The 15178-nt window shown below is 48.7% G+C and carries 17 protein-coding genes, 1 tRNA gene and 1 pseudogene; 15 read left to right on the forward strand and 4 right to left on the reverse strand.

From position 1 onward, the window contains the following. The first annotated feature begins 26 nt into the window (after nucleotides 1-26). The 12 genes from I6L54_RS10700 (at nucleotide 27) to I6L54_RS10755 (ending at nucleotide 9583) form a co-directional block, all read left to right on the forward strand. Complete coding sequence (locus I6L54_RS10700) at nucleotides 27-1496, forward strand: phage tail sheath family protein (protein WP_040230742.1); 1470 nt, start codon at nucleotides 27-29, stop codon at nucleotides 1494-1496. Next, on the forward strand, nucleotides 1493-1999 hold the full coding sequence (locus I6L54_RS10705) for a phage major tail tube protein (protein WP_016150414.1): 507 nt from the start codon (nucleotides 1493-1495) through the stop codon (nucleotides 1997-1999). The genes I6L54_RS10700 and I6L54_RS10705 overlap by 4 nt, the downstream gene beginning before the upstream one ends. A gap of 58 nt (nucleotides 2000-2057) precedes the next feature. Next, nucleotides 2058-2357 (forward strand): phage tail assembly protein, encoded by a 300-nt coding sequence (locus tag I6L54_RS10710; RefSeq protein WP_040230743.1) that lies wholly within the window; start codon nucleotides 2058-2060, stop codon nucleotides 2355-2357. A 102-nt stretch (nucleotides 2358-2459) separates the two neighbouring features. After that, nucleotides 2460-4163, forward strand: coding sequence for a hypothetical protein (locus tag I6L54_RS10715; RefSeq protein ID WP_040230744.1), 1704 nt, complete (start codon nucleotides 2460-2462; stop codon nucleotides 4161-4163). 5 nt (nucleotides 4164-4168) lie between these two features. Beyond that, nucleotides 4169-4630 (forward strand): phage tail protein, encoded by a 462-nt coding sequence (locus tag I6L54_RS10720; protein WP_040230776.1) that lies wholly within the window; start codon nucleotides 4169-4171, stop codon nucleotides 4628-4630. Continuing rightward, nucleotides 4605-4820, forward strand: coding sequence for a tail protein X (locus I6L54_RS10725; protein WP_040230745.1), 216 nt, complete (start codon nucleotides 4605-4607; stop codon nucleotides 4818-4820). Before I6L54_RS10720 ends, I6L54_RS10725 begins: the two co-directional genes overlap by 26 nt. Before the next feature lies 1 nt (nucleotide 4821). Beyond that, nucleotides 4822-5940 carry a contractile injection system protein, VgrG/Pvc8 family gene (locus I6L54_RS10730; RefSeq protein ID WP_040230746.1) on the forward strand — a complete coding sequence of 373 codons (1119 nt, stop codon included), beginning with the start codon at nucleotides 4822-4824 and terminating at the stop codon, nucleotides 5938-5940. Between the two features lie 39 nt (nucleotides 5941-5979). Continuing rightward, complete coding sequence (locus I6L54_RS10735) at nucleotides 5980-6333, forward strand: GPW/gp25 family protein (protein ID WP_040230747.1); 354 nt, start codon at nucleotides 5980-5982, stop codon at nucleotides 6331-6333. Continuing rightward, nucleotides 6317-7237 (forward strand): baseplate assembly protein, encoded by a 921-nt coding sequence (locus I6L54_RS10740; protein WP_040230749.1) that lies wholly within the window; start codon nucleotides 6317-6319, stop codon nucleotides 7235-7237. Before I6L54_RS10735 ends, I6L54_RS10740 begins: the two co-directional genes overlap by 17 nt. Beyond that, complete coding sequence (locus I6L54_RS10745) at nucleotides 7227-7790, forward strand: phage tail protein I (RefSeq protein WP_040230751.1); 564 nt, start codon at nucleotides 7227-7229, stop codon at nucleotides 7788-7790. The genes I6L54_RS10740 and I6L54_RS10745 overlap by 11 nt, the downstream gene beginning before the upstream one ends. Next, nucleotides 7702-9072 carry a phage tail protein gene (locus tag I6L54_RS24500; protein ID WP_343216776.1) on the forward strand — a complete coding sequence of 457 codons (1371 nt, stop codon included), beginning with the start codon at nucleotides 7702-7704 and terminating at the stop codon, nucleotides 9070-9072. The genes I6L54_RS10745 and I6L54_RS24500 overlap by 89 nt, the downstream gene beginning before the upstream one ends. After that, nucleotides 9065-9583 (forward strand): tail fiber assembly protein, encoded by a 519-nt coding sequence (locus I6L54_RS10755; protein ID WP_281422427.1) that lies wholly within the window; start codon nucleotides 9065-9067, stop codon nucleotides 9581-9583. The genes I6L54_RS24500 and I6L54_RS10755 overlap by 8 nt, the downstream gene beginning before the upstream one ends. Nucleotides 9584-9598: 15 nt before the next feature. Here the strand turns inward: I6L54_RS10755 and I6L54_RS10760 are convergent, their stop codons facing one another. Together I6L54_RS10760 and I6L54_RS10765 are read right to left on the reverse strand one after the other, a co-directional pair. Next, nucleotides 9599-10105 (reverse strand): tail fiber assembly protein, encoded by a 507-nt coding sequence (locus I6L54_RS10760; protein ID WP_217124640.1) that lies wholly within the window; start codon nucleotides 10103-10105, stop codon nucleotides 9599-9601. Between the two features lie 2 nt (nucleotides 10106-10107). Beyond that, on the reverse strand, nucleotides 10108-10671 hold the full coding sequence (locus I6L54_RS10765; protein WP_217124641.1) for a hypothetical protein: 564 nt from the start codon (nucleotides 10669-10671) through the stop codon (nucleotides 10108-10110). 47 nt (nucleotides 10672-10718) lie between these two features. Between I6L54_RS10765 and I6L54_RS10770 the strand changes: the two genes are divergently transcribed. Further along, nucleotides 10719-11273 (forward strand): recombinase family protein, encoded by a 555-nt coding sequence (locus tag I6L54_RS10770; RefSeq protein WP_040232470.1) that lies wholly within the window; start codon nucleotides 10719-10721, stop codon nucleotides 11271-11273. 34 nt (nucleotides 11274-11307) lie between these two features. Here the strand turns inward: I6L54_RS10770 and I6L54_RS24570 are convergent. Beyond that, nucleotides 11308-11451 (reverse strand): annotated as a pseudogene (locus I6L54_RS24570) (DinI-like family protein); the annotation flags it as partial. Nucleotides 11452-11720: 269 nt separating this feature from the next. Here I6L54_RS24570 and I6L54_RS10780 point away from each other — a divergent pair. Continuing rightward, nucleotides 11721-13280, forward strand: a complete 1560-nt coding sequence (locus tag I6L54_RS10780; protein ID WP_040232469.1) for an EAL domain-containing protein — start codon at nucleotides 11721-11723, stop codon at nucleotides 13278-13280. 301 nt (nucleotides 13281-13581) lie between these two features. Next, nucleotides 13582-13709, forward strand: a tRNA-OTHER gene (locus I6L54_RS10785). A gap of 170 nt (nucleotides 13710-13879) precedes the next feature. On the opposite strand, the gene ompC is transcribed toward I6L54_RS10785, so the two are convergent. After that, nucleotides 13880-15061 carry a porin OmpC gene (gene ompC, locus I6L54_RS10790; protein WP_040232467.1) on the reverse strand — a complete coding sequence of 394 codons (1182 nt, stop codon included), beginning with the start codon at nucleotides 15059-15061 and terminating at the stop codon, nucleotides 13880-13882. Nucleotides 15062-15178: the final 117 nt, after the last annotated feature.

Consider the following 15178-nt stretch of genomic DNA (forward strand, 5'->3'; position numbering starts at 1 on the left):
GGTTTTTTTATGCCTGGAGAAAAAACATGTCTCAGTTACATGGCGTTGAAACTATTGAACTCACCTCGGGTACGGTGGCGGTTACCACGATTCAGACCGCCATTATCGGCCTGGTGGGAACGGCACCTGATGCGTCGGGGGGAACAGCCGCATCGGGATCATCCGGTACACCCATTCTCGATAACGTTACCGACTTCACTGCAACCATCAAGGGGAGGGAAGGCAATGTCATCAATGTCGCTGCGCTGGCCGGACAGCCGGCAGCCGAAAATCCTGCTGCGGTTGTGACGTCAGCAAGCTGGGATCCTGAATCGCTGACGCTGAAAATCACGCTGGGTTGTGATGAGCACGGTGTTATCACGGCTAAACCCGGAGACGTTGCTGAGGCTGTCGGTGGTGTTGATGGCGCAAAAGTCAGTGCGAGCGGGCGCGGTGACGGGATTGTCCAGCCCTTCAGCCTGCAATTGGCGGGGGGTGAAGATGAACCCTTTCCACTCAATACGCCGGTGGCGGTCGTCGGCACCACGCTGTTATCCCGCCTGGGTGAAAAAGGTACGCTGAAACAGGCACTGACAGACATTAACGATCAGCGTAATGCGCTGACGGTGGTGGTGCGTGTGGCAGATGAAAACGATGTGGCAAAACGACGCGCTGCGGTACTGAAGGGGATCGGCACCCTGTCTTCAGCGAAATCTGTTACCACCTACCAGCCGCGTATTGTGATAGCGCCGGGATTCAGTGAGGACGATGCGGTTGGTAAGGGGCTGGAAACCGTGGCCGGGAAATTGCGCGCCGTTGCATATGTTGACTGCGCCTCCGGTGCGACGCTGCAGGAAGTGGTACAGCGTCGCCAGTCCTATGGCGCACGAACTGAACTGTTGCGCCCGCGGGTCCAGGCGAGCGATGCAGATGGCCAACTGGTTTATCGTCCTTACTCTGCGTTCGCTGCCGGGTTACGAGCCCGCATCGACTTTGAAAAAGGCTGGTGGTGGAGCAAGTCAAACCAGGACATCAACAACATCCTCGGTGTTGAGCAGATCGATGAATTTATCCTCGGGGATGAGAACTGCGATGCAAACCTGCTCAATATGCAGAACGTGTCCACCATTATCCGCCGTGCGGGTTTTAAACACTGGGGGAACCGTCTGTGTGCTACCAATCCACAGTGGCGTTTTGAATCTGTCCGCCGTACTGCTGATGTTATTGAGGACAGCATTCAGGAAACCATGCTGGAGTATGTTGACCGCCCACTGGACCGGGAAAATGCGGATGACATTATCGGCACCATCAATGCCTATATGCGGCAACTGGTCGGTCTTGGCGCCATATTCGGTGGGCGGGCCTGGCTGGATGAAGAACTGAACACCGCGGAAACCATGGCGTCGGGTGTCCTGTACATCAACTATGACTTTGGTCCGAAATCGCCGACTGAACTTATCAGCCTGCGCGTCCGGGTGAACAATAACTATGCGCTTGAGGAGATGCTTGCAGCATGAGCGATAAAAACACACTACGCGTCTGGACCTTCTTCCGGCAGGGGATCCGTATTCAGGGGGCGCATGAATTTACGCCGCCGTCTCTGGCTATTGTTAAAACGGATTTGCGTACCGGCGCACAGGATGCGCCCACCCCGGTTGATGACGGCATGGAAGCACTGACCTGTCAGGTTAAATTTTATGGGATAGATACGGATATGCTGGCCAGCTTCGGTTTTGTCAGCGGCAGCCGTTCACGCTTTACGGCTTATCAGGGCTATCTCGGTAACGGCACTGCGCGCGGTACGGTTGAGGAAATTGAGGGGTTTGTACAGACCGTTACGCCGGATGCGCGGAGTAAGGACACGCTTTCCGAAAATGCCGTGACGGTTGATATTGCTGTCAGCTACTACCGTCAGTCACTGGACGGGCGCGAACTGTTCGCCATCGATACAGAGCGTTTCGCCCGCCGGGTGAATGGCGTGGATGTGCTTTCTGGCCTGGCTGCCAAAGTGCGTCTCTGATTTTACTGTTATCCCACCACTGTAACGGCCTGCGGGCCGTTTTTTTATGGAGCACATTATGAGCTTTCCTGGTGAAACCCGCGTTATAAAACTGTATTCCCCCGTATCACTTGATAGCGGGGTTGTGATCGATGAAGTCACCATGCGTGAACCGCTGGTTCGTGATCGCATCACTCATGCCAAAGACCGCGGCAACGAAGAAGAGAAAGAAGCCCGCATGATTGCGTTGCTGTGCAATCTCAGTGAACAGGATCTCTGGCTGATGACGGCAGCAGATTATTCACAGCTCACGGATGCCTTTAACGTTTTTATGCTCCCGCCCGCGAAGCGACCGAAGGTGGGCTCCTCCGGGCAATAAGGTTTCTGGGGCGGCGGCTGCATTTCCCGATGGCGGAATACCTTGATATGCCGTTCAGCACTTTCTCTGTTTTTTTGACCGACGAACTGGAGACGATGAACCGTGGGCGCAATAAGTCAGAACCTTAAAGCCGTCATTACCTTTGGCGGAAACCTGGATAATTCATGGAAACGATCTGCAGATGGCCTGCAAAAAAGCCTGAAAGATGTCGGAAAGCAGTCTGAGCGACTGACAAAAGACCAGACCAGACTGGCAGCAGAAATCAAACGCGCCAAACTGGCCGGTGAAAGCCTGGGGGATTTGAAGCGCCGCTATACCGATGTTTCCAGGGAAATTCGCAAAACGGAGGCGGAGCAGCAGAAACTGAATGTACAGATGCAAAAAGCACAGCGCATTCAGGCGTTCAAAGGTGCCGGTAAAGGCCTGTTCCGGCGCGGTCTGGGGATCGCCGGGCAGGTGGGCGGGATGTTTGGATCCGGGCTGGCTATTGGCGGTGGCGGTGTGGTGGCTTCAGCACTTGGCACACTGATAGCGCCAGCCGCCACCAATGCTGAAACGGCAACCCGTACTAATGTGGCAAAAAGCTACGGCGTGGACGTGGCCACGTTTAATGCCTGGGATTCTCTGGCGAAGCAGTACGACATGAATGCGGAAAACATTGGCGATCTCTTTGAAGAGTATCTGCACAAATCCGGGGAGTACAAACAGAACGGTAAGCAGAGCTCGCTGCAGGATGCGTTTGAAACGCTCGGTTTCAAAGCGGGTGATTTTGCCGGGCTCAGCGATATGGCGCAGTTCGACAAAATTGTTGAACGGGCGCTCAGCCTTCAGGACGAATCAAAAGCCTCCTTCGCCCTGGATTCTCTTTTTGGCGGGGAAGCGAGCAAACTGCTTATGCTTATCAAGCAGTCTGGCCGGAGCTACCGCGACCTGATGGATGAACAGCGGCGCTACAACCTCGTGACCAAAGAGGGGGCTGATGGTGCGGTTGCGGGTAATCAGGCTATCAATAATCTCCGCACGGTTTTCTCTTCTGCGGTCGCAGAAATTTCCGGCCAACTGGGTAATGAACTGGCACCTGATATCAGGCGCCTGACGGATGATCTTGCCGACTGGTTCAAAGGTGGTGGGGTCAGGCGCATTGTGACTTTCCTGCGAAACGACCTGTATCCCGGCGTTCTGTCTTTCGGGCAGGGGGTGGTTTTTGTCGGCAAAATTATTTATGCCCTGGCTAAAAAATTGTCGTGGTTGTTGCCGGATGACCGGAATGACCAGCGTGATGTACTCAAAACACTTGCTTCTAATGGGGTAGAAAGAGCGCGCTTCAGGGCCAGTCAAAACGGACAGGGGGAATGGTTCGAACAGCAACTGAAAGAGCGCCCGGATCTGCCGGATAAAGTTAAACGCTCATGGGAATCAACTCGTGGACTGTTTGGCTTTGATTCTGATGATGAGACATTTAACAAATCGCTTGATAAATACCTGTCACCGGAAGGCGGCGACACGCTTTTAAACTGGAATGCAGCGTTGCAAAGGAACAACGGGCGCTCAGTGCAACCACCCTCTGATTCGTCGGGTGGAGATGTCGGGTACTGGGATAACTTGCTTCAGCGTATGGACAACCTGGATAAACAGCCGCCATCCAGGCAGGTTACAGACAACCGAAAATTCGAATACCGATTCGAAATTAATGCCGCGCCGGGACAGGATGAGAAAGCCATTGCCGATGAAGTCACAACGGTGACGAAAAACAATTCTGCCTTTAATGGTGATAACAGCCTTCTGGACGGGGGACTTCTCTGGTGAGTGAAATTATCCCGATATTTGAAGATTCCGGTCAGCGCAGTACAGGCGCATTACGGGGTGGGCAGGAAGCCCGCGTCATGATGATGCTGGGGAATTTTGCCTTTTCGATTGATACAACGGCTTATCATCAACTCACCCGTGAGGCCAGCTGGCGCTGGAGTGAACAGGAACGCATCGGCAAACAGGACCTTCTTCAGTACACCGGAAAGCCCGGGCGTACTGTCAGGCTTGAAGGGCAGTCTCACGCCTTTTTCCGTAAAGGGGTGGGTGCGGTGAATGAGTTATTTGATCTTGCCGAACAGGCTAAGCCCCAGCAGCTTGTCAGCGGAGAAGGTGATGTGCTGGGGTGGTGGGTGGTGACCGACTTTTCAGACACGACGAGTAAGTTTTTACCGGGTGGTGGTCACCGAAATAAAAACTGGACGATGACGCTAAAACACTATGCCGACGATCTATCAAACCCGTGACGGGGACGTACTGGATGCGATTTGCGCCGTGCATTACGGTACTGAAAACATTTCAGACTCAGTGACTCAGGTTCTTGAGGCCAATCAGGGGCTTGCGGAGCAGGGGGCTGTGTATCCTTCCGGCTTGTACATCACACTGCCGGATCTGGTGACACCCGTTGCGGAATCGCCATTCAGTTTATGGGATTAATATGGCAGATCAGACAGCAAGGCCGGAATATGCGCCGGCATTCAGCATACAGGCCGAAGGGAAAGATATAACCCGGGTGCTACAAGAGTGCCTGTGTGAACTGACCCTGACGGATTATGGTGGGGCAACAGCAAAAGCAGATGAACTGAAAATCAGTCTAATCTCTGAAACGCTGGCGCTTCCCACCAAAGGTGCCCGGCTTCGGGTCGCCCTGGGATTCAATGATCAACTGATCGATAAAGGCTGGTTTGTTGTCAGTGGCGTCTCGAGCGGTGGCCCGCCAAGGCGTATCGAGCTGTATGCGACCGCCGCGCCGATGAATGCCCAGAAACAACCCGGAGACGTGACAAGCCAGAAGACCCGGAGCTGGGATAACCTTCGCCTTGCCGATGTTGTCAAAACAGTGGCCACCGATAACGGGCTTATTCCCCGCGTGGCCGACGCACTAAAAGATATTCATATCAGCCACATCGATCAGGTGGCGGAATCTGATGCCAACCTGCTCGCAAGGCTTGCGCGTGACTACAATGCAGTGAGCAAACCTTCAGGCGGTTACTGGCTTTTTTTGCAGCAGGGAGCCACGGTCACGGCTTCAGGGAAACAGGCTGGCGGGATAACCATCACACCGGATGAAGTATCAAACTGGTCCTACAGTGAAGGTGAGCGGGGGAGTTCGACGGGGAAAGCCACGGGGAGCGGAGGAAAAGCCAAAGAGAAAATCGGTGTGCGCTATTACGACGAGGAGGATGGTACGACAAAGACCTCCACGGTTGAACATGATGGCCCGGCGATGATCAATCCCTATACCCAGTCGGAGAAAACCACCGCCGAGCAACAGGCAAACTCCAGGAAAACACAGGCAAAACGTAACGAGCAGAAAATGACGCTCACGGGGCCATGTCGCCCTAAACATGTTCTGCTGACAGCAGAGGCTGGTGTGACGACATCCGGTTTTGGCTCCCGTGAGGATCGGGCATGGGTGGTTGAGTCTCTGGTCTTTTCTCTGACATCAGCAGGATTCAGCTACACCTACAACCTTGTCGTGGACATTCGTAAACCCGCAGCGGCTTCGAAAAAATCAGAAAAGCAGGACAAAACAGGCCCGTCCTACTTCGGTTAACCCGCCCGCCATCCGGCGACTCAGCAACGGAATTTAATCATGAACGGTGTAAACAACCGGACCGGAAAACGCCTGTCCGGCGTCGCCCATTTGCGCCAGTCCGTCAGCGACATACTGACCACGCCCATCGGGAGCCGGGTTCTTGTCCGTGACTATGGTAGTGATCTGTTTTCTCTGGTGGATAACCCACGGGATGATTTGACCCGTCTACAAATAATCGCCGCGTCTGCGACCGCACTGGCCCGGTGGGAGACGCGGCTGAAGGTAACCCGTGTGCTTGTCTCCTTTCCTGAAGGGGAGACCGGCTGTGTACTGGATATCGAGGGGATCAACAAGGAAACCAATTTACCTGTCAGAACGGGAGACATAACGATTTATGGCAAGCAGCTATGACGTGATCAACCTGTCAGAACTGGACGTACCGGATGCTATTGTGGTGCCGGATGCGACTGAAATCTTCACCCGGTGGCTGGCGCGCCTGCGGGAACTTGATGAGCAGTTTGATGCGCTGGTGGAATCCGATCCGACGTTTAAACAAGGGGAGGTGAATGCCTATCAGCTGACGCTGGCTTTTCAGCGGGTTAATGATGCCGTGCGGGCGGTATTTCTCGCGAGTGCAAAAGAGGCTGACCTTGACCAGATAGGTGCCGCATTCAACGTTAAACGGCAGGTGATTAAGCCCGGCGATCCGCTTGCCGTTCCGCCCGTAGAGCCTGAACTGGAAGGCGATGCAGCATTTCGCGAACGTATCCAGCTTTCATGGGCGCAGCTGAATACAGCAGGGGCACGTAACGCTTACCGCTTTCATGCAAAGTCTGCCGATACGGATGTGCTGGATGCAGATGCTTATGGGCCGGAAACCCATAACCGGCCCGGTTACGTTGATGTCTATGTCCTGTCCCGTACCGGGGATGGGACGGCGGAGCAGCGCCTACTCGATAAGGTTAACAGCACGCTGAATGCGGATGAAATCCGCCCGTTAACGGACTATGTAACGGTAAAAAGTGCCACGATTGCAAACTATGCTGTTACGGCGGAACTGGAAATTCCGGAAGGACCGGACGCCAGTACGGTGCTGAATAATGCCATCGATGTTTTGCGGTCATACACCACGCTTTCCCATCGGATTAAAACCGTCGTCCCGCTGTCCGCCATTTATGCATCTCTGCAGCAATCCGGTGTGGTCAGGGTAAGACTGATTTCTCCGGTGGCAGATCTGGAAGCGGAAGCGGGTAAAGCACCGTGGTGTACCGCCATTAATGTCACCCGCAGGGAGGTAAGCAGCAATGACGGCTAAGTTTCGATCCCTGCTGCCTCCTGGCGCATTTCATGAAGAGCGGGCGCAGGAGCAGGCCAGCGCTGAGCAAATCGCCACGCTCGATACCAATATGGTACGCAAATCCAAAAACCCTGATACCTGCCCGGCACATCTTCTCCCCTGGCTGGCCTGGGAGCATGCTGTTGATTTCTGGGATGACAGCTGGACAGAGGCGCAAAAGCGGCAGGTGATAAAAGATGCCGCTTATGTTCATCAGCACAGGGGAACGGCCGGGGCGGTCCGCCGTTCTCTTGGGTCAGTGAACCTGCCCACGACCGTGGTTGAGTGGTGGGAAGACACCCCACGCGCTGCACCTTACACCTTCCGGATTGAAGTACAGAGCAGTGAAGGGGTCAGTGACGCTCTCTATCATCAGATCCGCCAGCTTACTGACCGTGCCAAGAACCTGCGCAGCTATCTGAGCAAAATTGATGTGATGGCGAATGTGGGTATGGACGGGTTTTTTTATATTTCGGGTGCGACAACAGCGCATATCGATGTGGACATTTTTGCCGGGGAATCTCATGGCTGATTACTACTCAATTATCACTAACCGGGGTAAAGAACTGGAGGCAGAGGCGCTTGCCAGTGGTCGTCTGATTGCACTGACTCAATTTGTGGTGGGTGACAGTAATGGCAAACAGGTCAAGCCCGATCCGGCGCAAGTCCGGTTGATTAATGAAACTTACCGGGGAGATATCGCTGATCTGGTTGTGTCACCGGAACAGTCCACGCAGTTAATGGCGAAAATCGTTCTGCCGACCGGGATTGGTGGATTTACCGTTCGTGAAGTTGGTTTAATGACGGATACCGGAGAACTTTACGCGGTGGCAAACTGCCCATCGATCGATAAACCTGTTGGTGGTGTCAGCGTAAATATGCAGTTTCGCCTGGCTGTATCAGATACCTCAAACATCACGCTGAATGTTTCCACAGGAGACGGGTTATTTCTGCGTATAGACCAGAACCTGAAAGAGATAAAAGCGCGTGGCGCGGAAGCACAAAAAACATCGCGGGAGTCAATTGGTGTCGTTGATGGTTCTACACAACAAAAGGGGCTGCTCCAGCTTAACAGTGCGGTGAACAGCACCAGTGAAACACAGTCGGCGACTCCGCTGGCTGTCAAAATCGCGATGGATAATGCGAATGCGCGACTGGCTAAAGACCGGAACGGTTCGGATATACCGAATGTCGCATTATTTCTACAAAACCTTGGTTTGGTAGAAACGATAAATCGTGCAGCTGCCGCAGTGCAAAAATCAGGCGACACGATGACTGGAGGCTTGACGCTGGTAGAAAGCGATATCGTCCTAAAAACATCAAGTTCAGACAGTCCGCAGTACACAATTATTAACACCACAACGGGGGCATCAGTGAGTATGGACCTTATTGACAGAAGGTTTCGTATTTTTGGTGTCCCGTGGGGTGGTGGCCCTGTTAAACAATTCACTTTCAATCTGGAAACTGGCGAGTTCAGTATTCCACAGGCCAATATAAGATTTGGGTCGGGTATCATCCAGGGTGATGCAAATATTTACGGCACTGCATGGGGAGAGAACGGTAATTCGGGCTGGATAAATATTTGGATAACCAATCGCATTAATGATGCGAAAACATGGGTTAACCAAAACTTTATTACTGGTGTGAAACGTGGTGCACAGAGCAGTATGGTTATGGATGGCGGGCTGGTGGAAGCTCCTTCCGGCTGCGTCCTGACTGGCGGGAACGGAAACGAGAGCAATCAGGTCGGTATCGCTTTATATCGTCCTCTGCAAGTATGGCGAAATGGTGGCTGGGTAACGATTGGTGATTAAAAAAATGAAATTAACTAATTTACAACGCTATATTCCTGACGAGTATTTTTTGGGTGATGATATTCAGTATTTTATCGATGCCACGGGTAAGGACTGGTATAAATCACTGTCTCAATTCACAAAGAAATACAGCCTGGCAATCGAAAACGATACTGGCGTTATTCGTAGTATCAGCGAAGATGCGTCCAGGTTGTATCCCGGTGGTTTGACGGTTGTTGATGTTGACAGCATTCCTGATGGTTGTGACATTTTCGGCGGATGGGTATTTGATGGTATTAAAATTAAACCTCGCCAATATTCACAAGACGAATTGATGGCACAAACTGAAAAAAAGAAAACAGAACTACTGTCTGCCGCAGCTGTTGCTATTGCACCACTGCAGGATGCTGTTGATGAAGGAATAGCGACGGAAGAAGAAACCGCCGCACTGTCAGAATGGAAGAAATATAGAGTAAAGGTTATGCGCGTTGAGAAAACAAGGCCTGAATGGCCTACACCTCCTAACGTTTAGAGATTACAAATCATCCTATTCATCCGGCTTCGGAGGCCATACAGGTTTCTCAAGACTTACCCGGCTGACCAGCACGCTAAAACGTTCCCACTTCTCAAGGCGGCTGATTTCTTCATCAGTCGCCATGCCTAATCTCAAAGCGCGAGAAAGAGGGGCTATTGCCACTGCTGCGGCAGACAGTAGTTCTGTTTTCTTTTTTTCAGTTTGTGCCATCAATTCGTCTTGTGAATATTGGCGAGGTTTAATTTTAATACCATCAAATACCCATCCGCCGAAAATGTCACAACCATCAGGAATACTGTCAACATCAACAACCGTCAAACCACCGGGATAAAGCCGGGATGCATCTTCGCTAATGCTGCGAATAACGCCCGTATCATTTTCGATAGCCAGGCTGTATTTCTTTGTGAATTGAGACAGTGATTTATACCAGTCCTTTCCCGTGGCATCGATAAAATACAGAATGCCGTCGCCTAAAAACAATTCATCAGGTGTGTAACGCTGTAAATTAATCAGTTTCATTTTTACCCCTCAATTATTACCCAACCACCATTACGGAAAATTAGTAATGAACGGTATAGCGCTATACCAATTTGATTGCTCTCGTTACCGTTTCCCCCCGTAAGAAAACATCCAGCTGGAGCTTCTACAAGTACGCCGTCCATAGTCATGCTGGCCTGTGCGCCGCGCTGTACACGGTTGACAAAGTTTTGGCTAACCCATTCATAGGGTGCTCGCAAGTTAATATAGTCGCTCAACAAACCGCTCCATCGCGCCCCCTCGATATTGCCGTCACCCCATACAACCGTATTACCAACATGCATAATGTCCGGGCAGTAAAACTGTCCATTTTTACCAAAAACAAAATCACCGCCGCCATCATCGCCATTACTGATGCGAATACCGTCGCCACCTTTGTCCTTAAAGATATAAGCACGGACAGAACCATCTTCATTCTGGATAATAAAACCCAGCCGGTAATCACCCTTGAGTGTCAGGCTTCCGGTCATTGTGTCGCCTAATTTTTGCACTGCGGCAGCTGCACGATTTATCGTTTCTACCAAACCAACATTTTTAATAATGATCAATTATCGCTCAGGTGGCATGATTCCGGCCTTTTGTAGGAAGGAAATACATGCTTATTGGTTACGTGAGAGTATCAACAAATGACCAGAACACAGCACTCCAGCGAAACGCGCTCGAAAGTGCAGGATGTGAGCTGATTTTCGAAGACAAGATCAGCGGTAAGGTGTCCGACAGACCTGGATTAAAAAAGGTGCTACGGACGCTATCTGAGGGCGATACGCTGGTAGTATGGAAGCTGGATCGGCTCGGGCGAAGCATGCGACATCTTGTTGGGTTGGTGGAGGAATTGCGGGAGAAAGGAGTTAACTTCCGGAGCCTGACCGATAGCATCGATACGAGTACGCCTATGGGGAGATTCTTCTTTCATGTTATGGGTGCACTGGCCGAAATGGAAAGGGAGCTTATTGTCGAACGCACCCGAGCTGGTTTAGCAGCCGCACGCACAGAAGGGAGGATAGGTGGAAGGAGGCCAAAGTTTAGTGATGATGAGTGGGCCCAGATGGGGAGATTGATAAAAAGTGGCATGGACAGAAAGCAGGTAGCGATCATATACGATGTTGGTGTTTCAACGCTGTATAAGAAATTCCCTGTAGGTGGTTCATGACCCCGCTACAGCTAGTGCTGTAGCGGGCAGAATCTTATTCACTGACTAACCAGAACTCAGCCTCTTCAAACATTTCCTGAACAGTCCGGCTTATCTGTTCTTTCTCATGCTTGCTGGCGTCAGTGTTGATAGCCGGCAGCGTCATCATCGGTTTTACCCAAGTACCAGTATCGGGAAAAGGCGCGGTTTCACACTTATTTCCCTTAGAATTACATCCTTTACATTAGACCTATGAATGCAAGATGAAGTGCCACTTATTTGGCTAAAATGCAAACACAAATCTAACTTGGATGTGGTTTTGCGTTATTTTATAACGTTCTTTTCTAATAAAAAACATAAAGAAATATTTGTTTTAGCCGATAATCTGTTTTAACTGTATGTATTTGATTCACGACAGATAGTAGAATGTATGTTGTTACATAGGGTCAGGCATATAAAGAGGTCGGTGTGAAGAATAACCACAATTTAAAACGAATTAAGCCTTATGTGATATCAATCACGTTTTCATTTTTTATTTTTTTCTCATTGTCTGAGATTTCAATGTATTATATATACAAGGAGAGGATTGCATCATATACAGAACGAGTTTTGAATAGAAGCGTTAGTCTCATTCAACAGATTGATAAAATAAATAATAGTTATGAAATATTTAATGCTTATAGTCCTTGTAGTGAACTACAACTTCATGCTCTAAGAGTGGCCTTATGGCCCTATGCTCTTATAAAAGATATATCATTTATTTCAAATGGTGCAGTCATATGTAGTGCTTTATGGGGGGTGTTGCCAGCACCATTGCTTCTCAATATCTATGATAGAAAAGTTGAAAAGGACAATGTAACTTGGTTTTTTGGTGTGTTACTGGAAAATAATGTAAAAGCTGATTTGCTAAGCAATCAAAAATTAGCCATAACGATTTCACCATTTGCATTTAATAGATTTGTTACAGACCATGAAGAGAAGGGGTTTTCTGCAATTGTAGGTGACAGAGATCATTCGCTTCATTTGTTCAAACTTGGTGAGCAGGTCGATCTTCTTGAAGAGGCTCAGCATGATAAATCCTACCAACTAGGACTTATTACCACGCAAAGCTGTAATAAAAATAATAATGTCTGTGTCATGGGGGGAGTTAAATTTCCGTGGATGAGTTTCGATAGTTGGTTAACGATGTTGTTGATTTCCTTTACATCTATTGTAACCGGTGTTCTTCTGGGTGGTTTTTATAATCAAAGAGTTGCACGTAAGCAATCATTAGTTTCAAGATTAAAAAATGCGATAAGAAGCGAATCATTATATCTTGTGTATCAACCTATTTATAAAATAAAAACCGGAAAAATTATTGGTGTGGAAGCACTAATTAGATGGGATGATCATGATATTGGTAGCATTCCTCCTGATATTTTTATCCCTATCGCAGAGAAGCATGGTTTAATCCAGGGAATAAGTGATTTTGTATTTCGAATGGCAGTAAAGCAAACCATGTCTCTTTCTGAGGAATTTGATATTTTTATAAGCATTAATGTTAGTTCTCAAGACCTTCTGTCGGAATCATTTCAAGAAAAAGTGTTTCAGATGATTGATGAATCAAATATAAAACCTGGTATGATAATGATGGAGCTAACAGAAAGGCAGAGCGCGGAAATAAATTCCCTCCAAAAGGTTATTTCTTTATTTAATAATAAAGGTATATCAATAGCTATTGATGATTTCGGGACTGGTCATTCAAATTTAAACTGGCTATCAAATTTACAAATAGATGAAATTAAAATTGATAAGTCAATTACAGATTCTATTGGTGAACCCTCTGTAAATAATAATATCGTATCAGGATTGGTGGAGATTTTTAAAGATATAACTAACAAAGTCGTTTTCGAAGGTGTCGAGACATCAACTCAGGTGAAATATTTAACTGAAATGTTCCCTGAGTGCGGTGTCCAAGGATGGTATTACTCACAGCCACTATCTATAGATAAATTGACAAAGTTAGTAAATAATATTAATGGGGTTTAATATGTATTGCATTGTTTTTATTGTTTAATTTTATATAAGATACGTGTAACCGTGTACCATATAAATTTAACAGCTGAACTTTAATATCTCGTGCCGAATATAGTTGACTAGTTGGTTCGAGATTGAGTGAAATGTCGCGTACAGCTTCTTCAGATTGCAGGCGAGATAGTCTTCACGCGTCATTGACTGGGAAAATTTTCCACACATTTTCACCTGCAGGTTGTACTTTGAAGTATAGGTTTTAGCTCAGAAAGTGTTGGTATATTAACTATGGATAAACGCGTATATAGTTGAATTTTATGGAGTGGAAATATTGTTGATATACCAGCATGAAAAGTTAAGTTATTGAAAATATTGCCAATAAAATCGGTCTCGAAAACCGGAGTAGGGGCAACTCTACCGGGGGTTCAAATCCCCCTCTCTCCGCCACTATTCAAACACTTGCACGCCTTGCTTTCAACGACAGCAGTCACGGATGTTTTTTTCTTTGAGTATCCTCACAAGTTTGTCGTTCTATTGCCTTCGCGACATAAAAATCCGCTTCAAAATAAACAAAAGCCCGCTTCATATGAAGCAGGCCTGATACGTATTGTGCAAAATTAGAACTGGTAGACTAAACCAACGGCAACGATGTCGTCAGTCGCGATACCATTGCTTTCATAGAAGCTGTCGTCTTCGTCCAGCAGGTTGATTTTGTAATCAACGTAGGTGGACATGTTTTTGTTGAAGTAGTAAGTCATACCCACATCAACATATTTGACCAGGTCTTTGTCAACGTAACGCCAGTTACCATGGCTCACTTCCTGACCACCTAAATCACTGCCCTTGGACTGCAGGTAAGCGATGGACGGACGCAGACCGTAATCGAACTGGTATTGAGCCACAACTTCAAAGTTTTGCGTTTTGTTTGCGATACCGCCATTGCTTTCGCCATTACCGCCGCCGTAGTAGGTCATGTTGCGGGTTTCTGCATACATCGCTGCCAGATAAATATCATTGGCATCATATTTCGCACCAATGGTCCAGGCATCAGCTTTGTCACCGCCAGCATAGTTGTTACGGCTATTAATGCCATCGTTGTAACCGCGAGCAACCTGGTCATTAGTGCGATCAGAACTGGAGTACGCCGCACCGAGGCTTAAACCGAAGTCAAAGTCATAAGAGGTGGACATACCGAAACCGTCGCCGTTTTCTTTCGCCAGTTTGCGGTTTTCACTATTACCAGAACCTTCCTGACCTACGCTGCTACCTTCATTATTACCCTGATACTGCAGGGCGAAGTTCAGGCCATCAGCCAGACCAAAGAAGCCGTGGTTACGATAAGTGGCAACGCCGTTGGTACGACCCAGCATATACACGTCGGTCTGAGTGTAAGTATCACCACCGAATTCTGGCAGCATATCGGTCCAGGCTTCAACGTCGTACACGACGCCATAGTTACGACCGTAATCGAAGGTGCCGTTTTCAGCAAAGCCCAGGCCTGCGAAAGCCAAACGAGTCCAGGAATCGCCTTTGTCACCTTCGGTGCCGTTAGCCTGAACGTTATATTCCCACTGACCGTAGCCAGTCAGCATATCGTTGATCTGCGTTTCGCCCTTAAAGCCCAGACGCGCATAAGTTTGATCGCCGTCGCTGCCTGCATCGTCAGAGAAATAACGCAGGGCATCGACTTTTCCGTACAGATCCAGTTTATTGCCGTTTTTATTATAAATTTCAGCCGCATTTGCTGCGCCTGCAGCTAATAAAGCTGGGAGAAGCAGTGCCAGTACCTTTCTTTTCATTATGTATTCCCTTTATTTAATAATTAAAATGAATGTGTAGTGATGTCCTGAAAACTACATTTCGATACTATCTATGAAGTTCATTTAATTTAAAATATAACATGTAACAATTATATT

The organism is Citrobacter pasteurii (assembly GCF_019047765.1).
GTDB classification, from domain to species: domain Bacteria; phylum Pseudomonadota; class Gammaproteobacteria; order Enterobacterales; family Enterobacteriaceae; genus Citrobacter; species Citrobacter pasteurii.

Excerpts from the sequence above, each read along its gene's own strand:
- I6L54_RS10700 (WP_040230742.1), top strand. The coding sequence starts at position 27 with ATGTCTCAGTTACATGGCGTTGAAACTATTGAACTCACCTCGGGTACG.
- I6L54_RS10705 (WP_016150414.1), top strand. The coding sequence starts at position 1,493 with ATGAGCGATAAAAACACACTACGCGTCTGGACCTTCTTCCGGCAGGGG.
- I6L54_RS10710 (WP_040230743.1), top strand. The coding sequence starts at position 2,058 with ATGAGCTTTCCTGGTGAAACCCGCGTTATAAAACTGTATTCCCCCGTA.
- I6L54_RS10725 (WP_040230745.1), top strand. The coding sequence starts at position 4,605 with ATGCCGACGATCTATCAAACCCGTGACGGGGACGTACTGGATGCGATT.
- I6L54_RS10730 (WP_040230746.1), top strand. The coding sequence starts at position 4,822 with ATGGCAGATCAGACAGCAAGGCCGGAATATGCGCCGGCATTCAGCATA.
- I6L54_RS10735 (WP_040230747.1), top strand. The coding sequence starts at position 5,980 with ATGAACGGTGTAAACAACCGGACCGGAAAACGCCTGTCCGGCGTCGCC.
- I6L54_RS10740 (WP_040230749.1), top strand. The coding sequence starts at position 6,317 with ATGGCAAGCAGCTATGACGTGATCAACCTGTCAGAACTGGACGTACCG.
- I6L54_RS10745 (WP_040230751.1), top strand. The coding sequence starts at position 7,227 with ATGACGGCTAAGTTTCGATCCCTGCTGCCTCCTGGCGCATTTCATGAA.
- I6L54_RS24500 (WP_343216776.1), top strand. The coding sequence starts at position 7,702 with ATGTGGGTATGGACGGGTTTTTTTATATTTCGGGTGCGACAACAGCGC.
- I6L54_RS10760 (WP_217124640.1), bottom strand. The coding sequence starts at position 10,105 with ATGAAACTGATTAATTTACAGCGTTACACACCTGATGAATTGTTTTTA.
- I6L54_RS10770 (WP_040232470.1), top strand. The coding sequence starts at position 10,719 with ATGCTTATTGGTTACGTGAGAGTATCAACAAATGACCAGAACACAGCA.
- ompC (WP_040232467.1), bottom strand. The coding sequence starts at position 15,061 with ATGAAAAGAAAGGTACTGGCACTGCTTCTCCCAGCTTTATTAGCTGCA.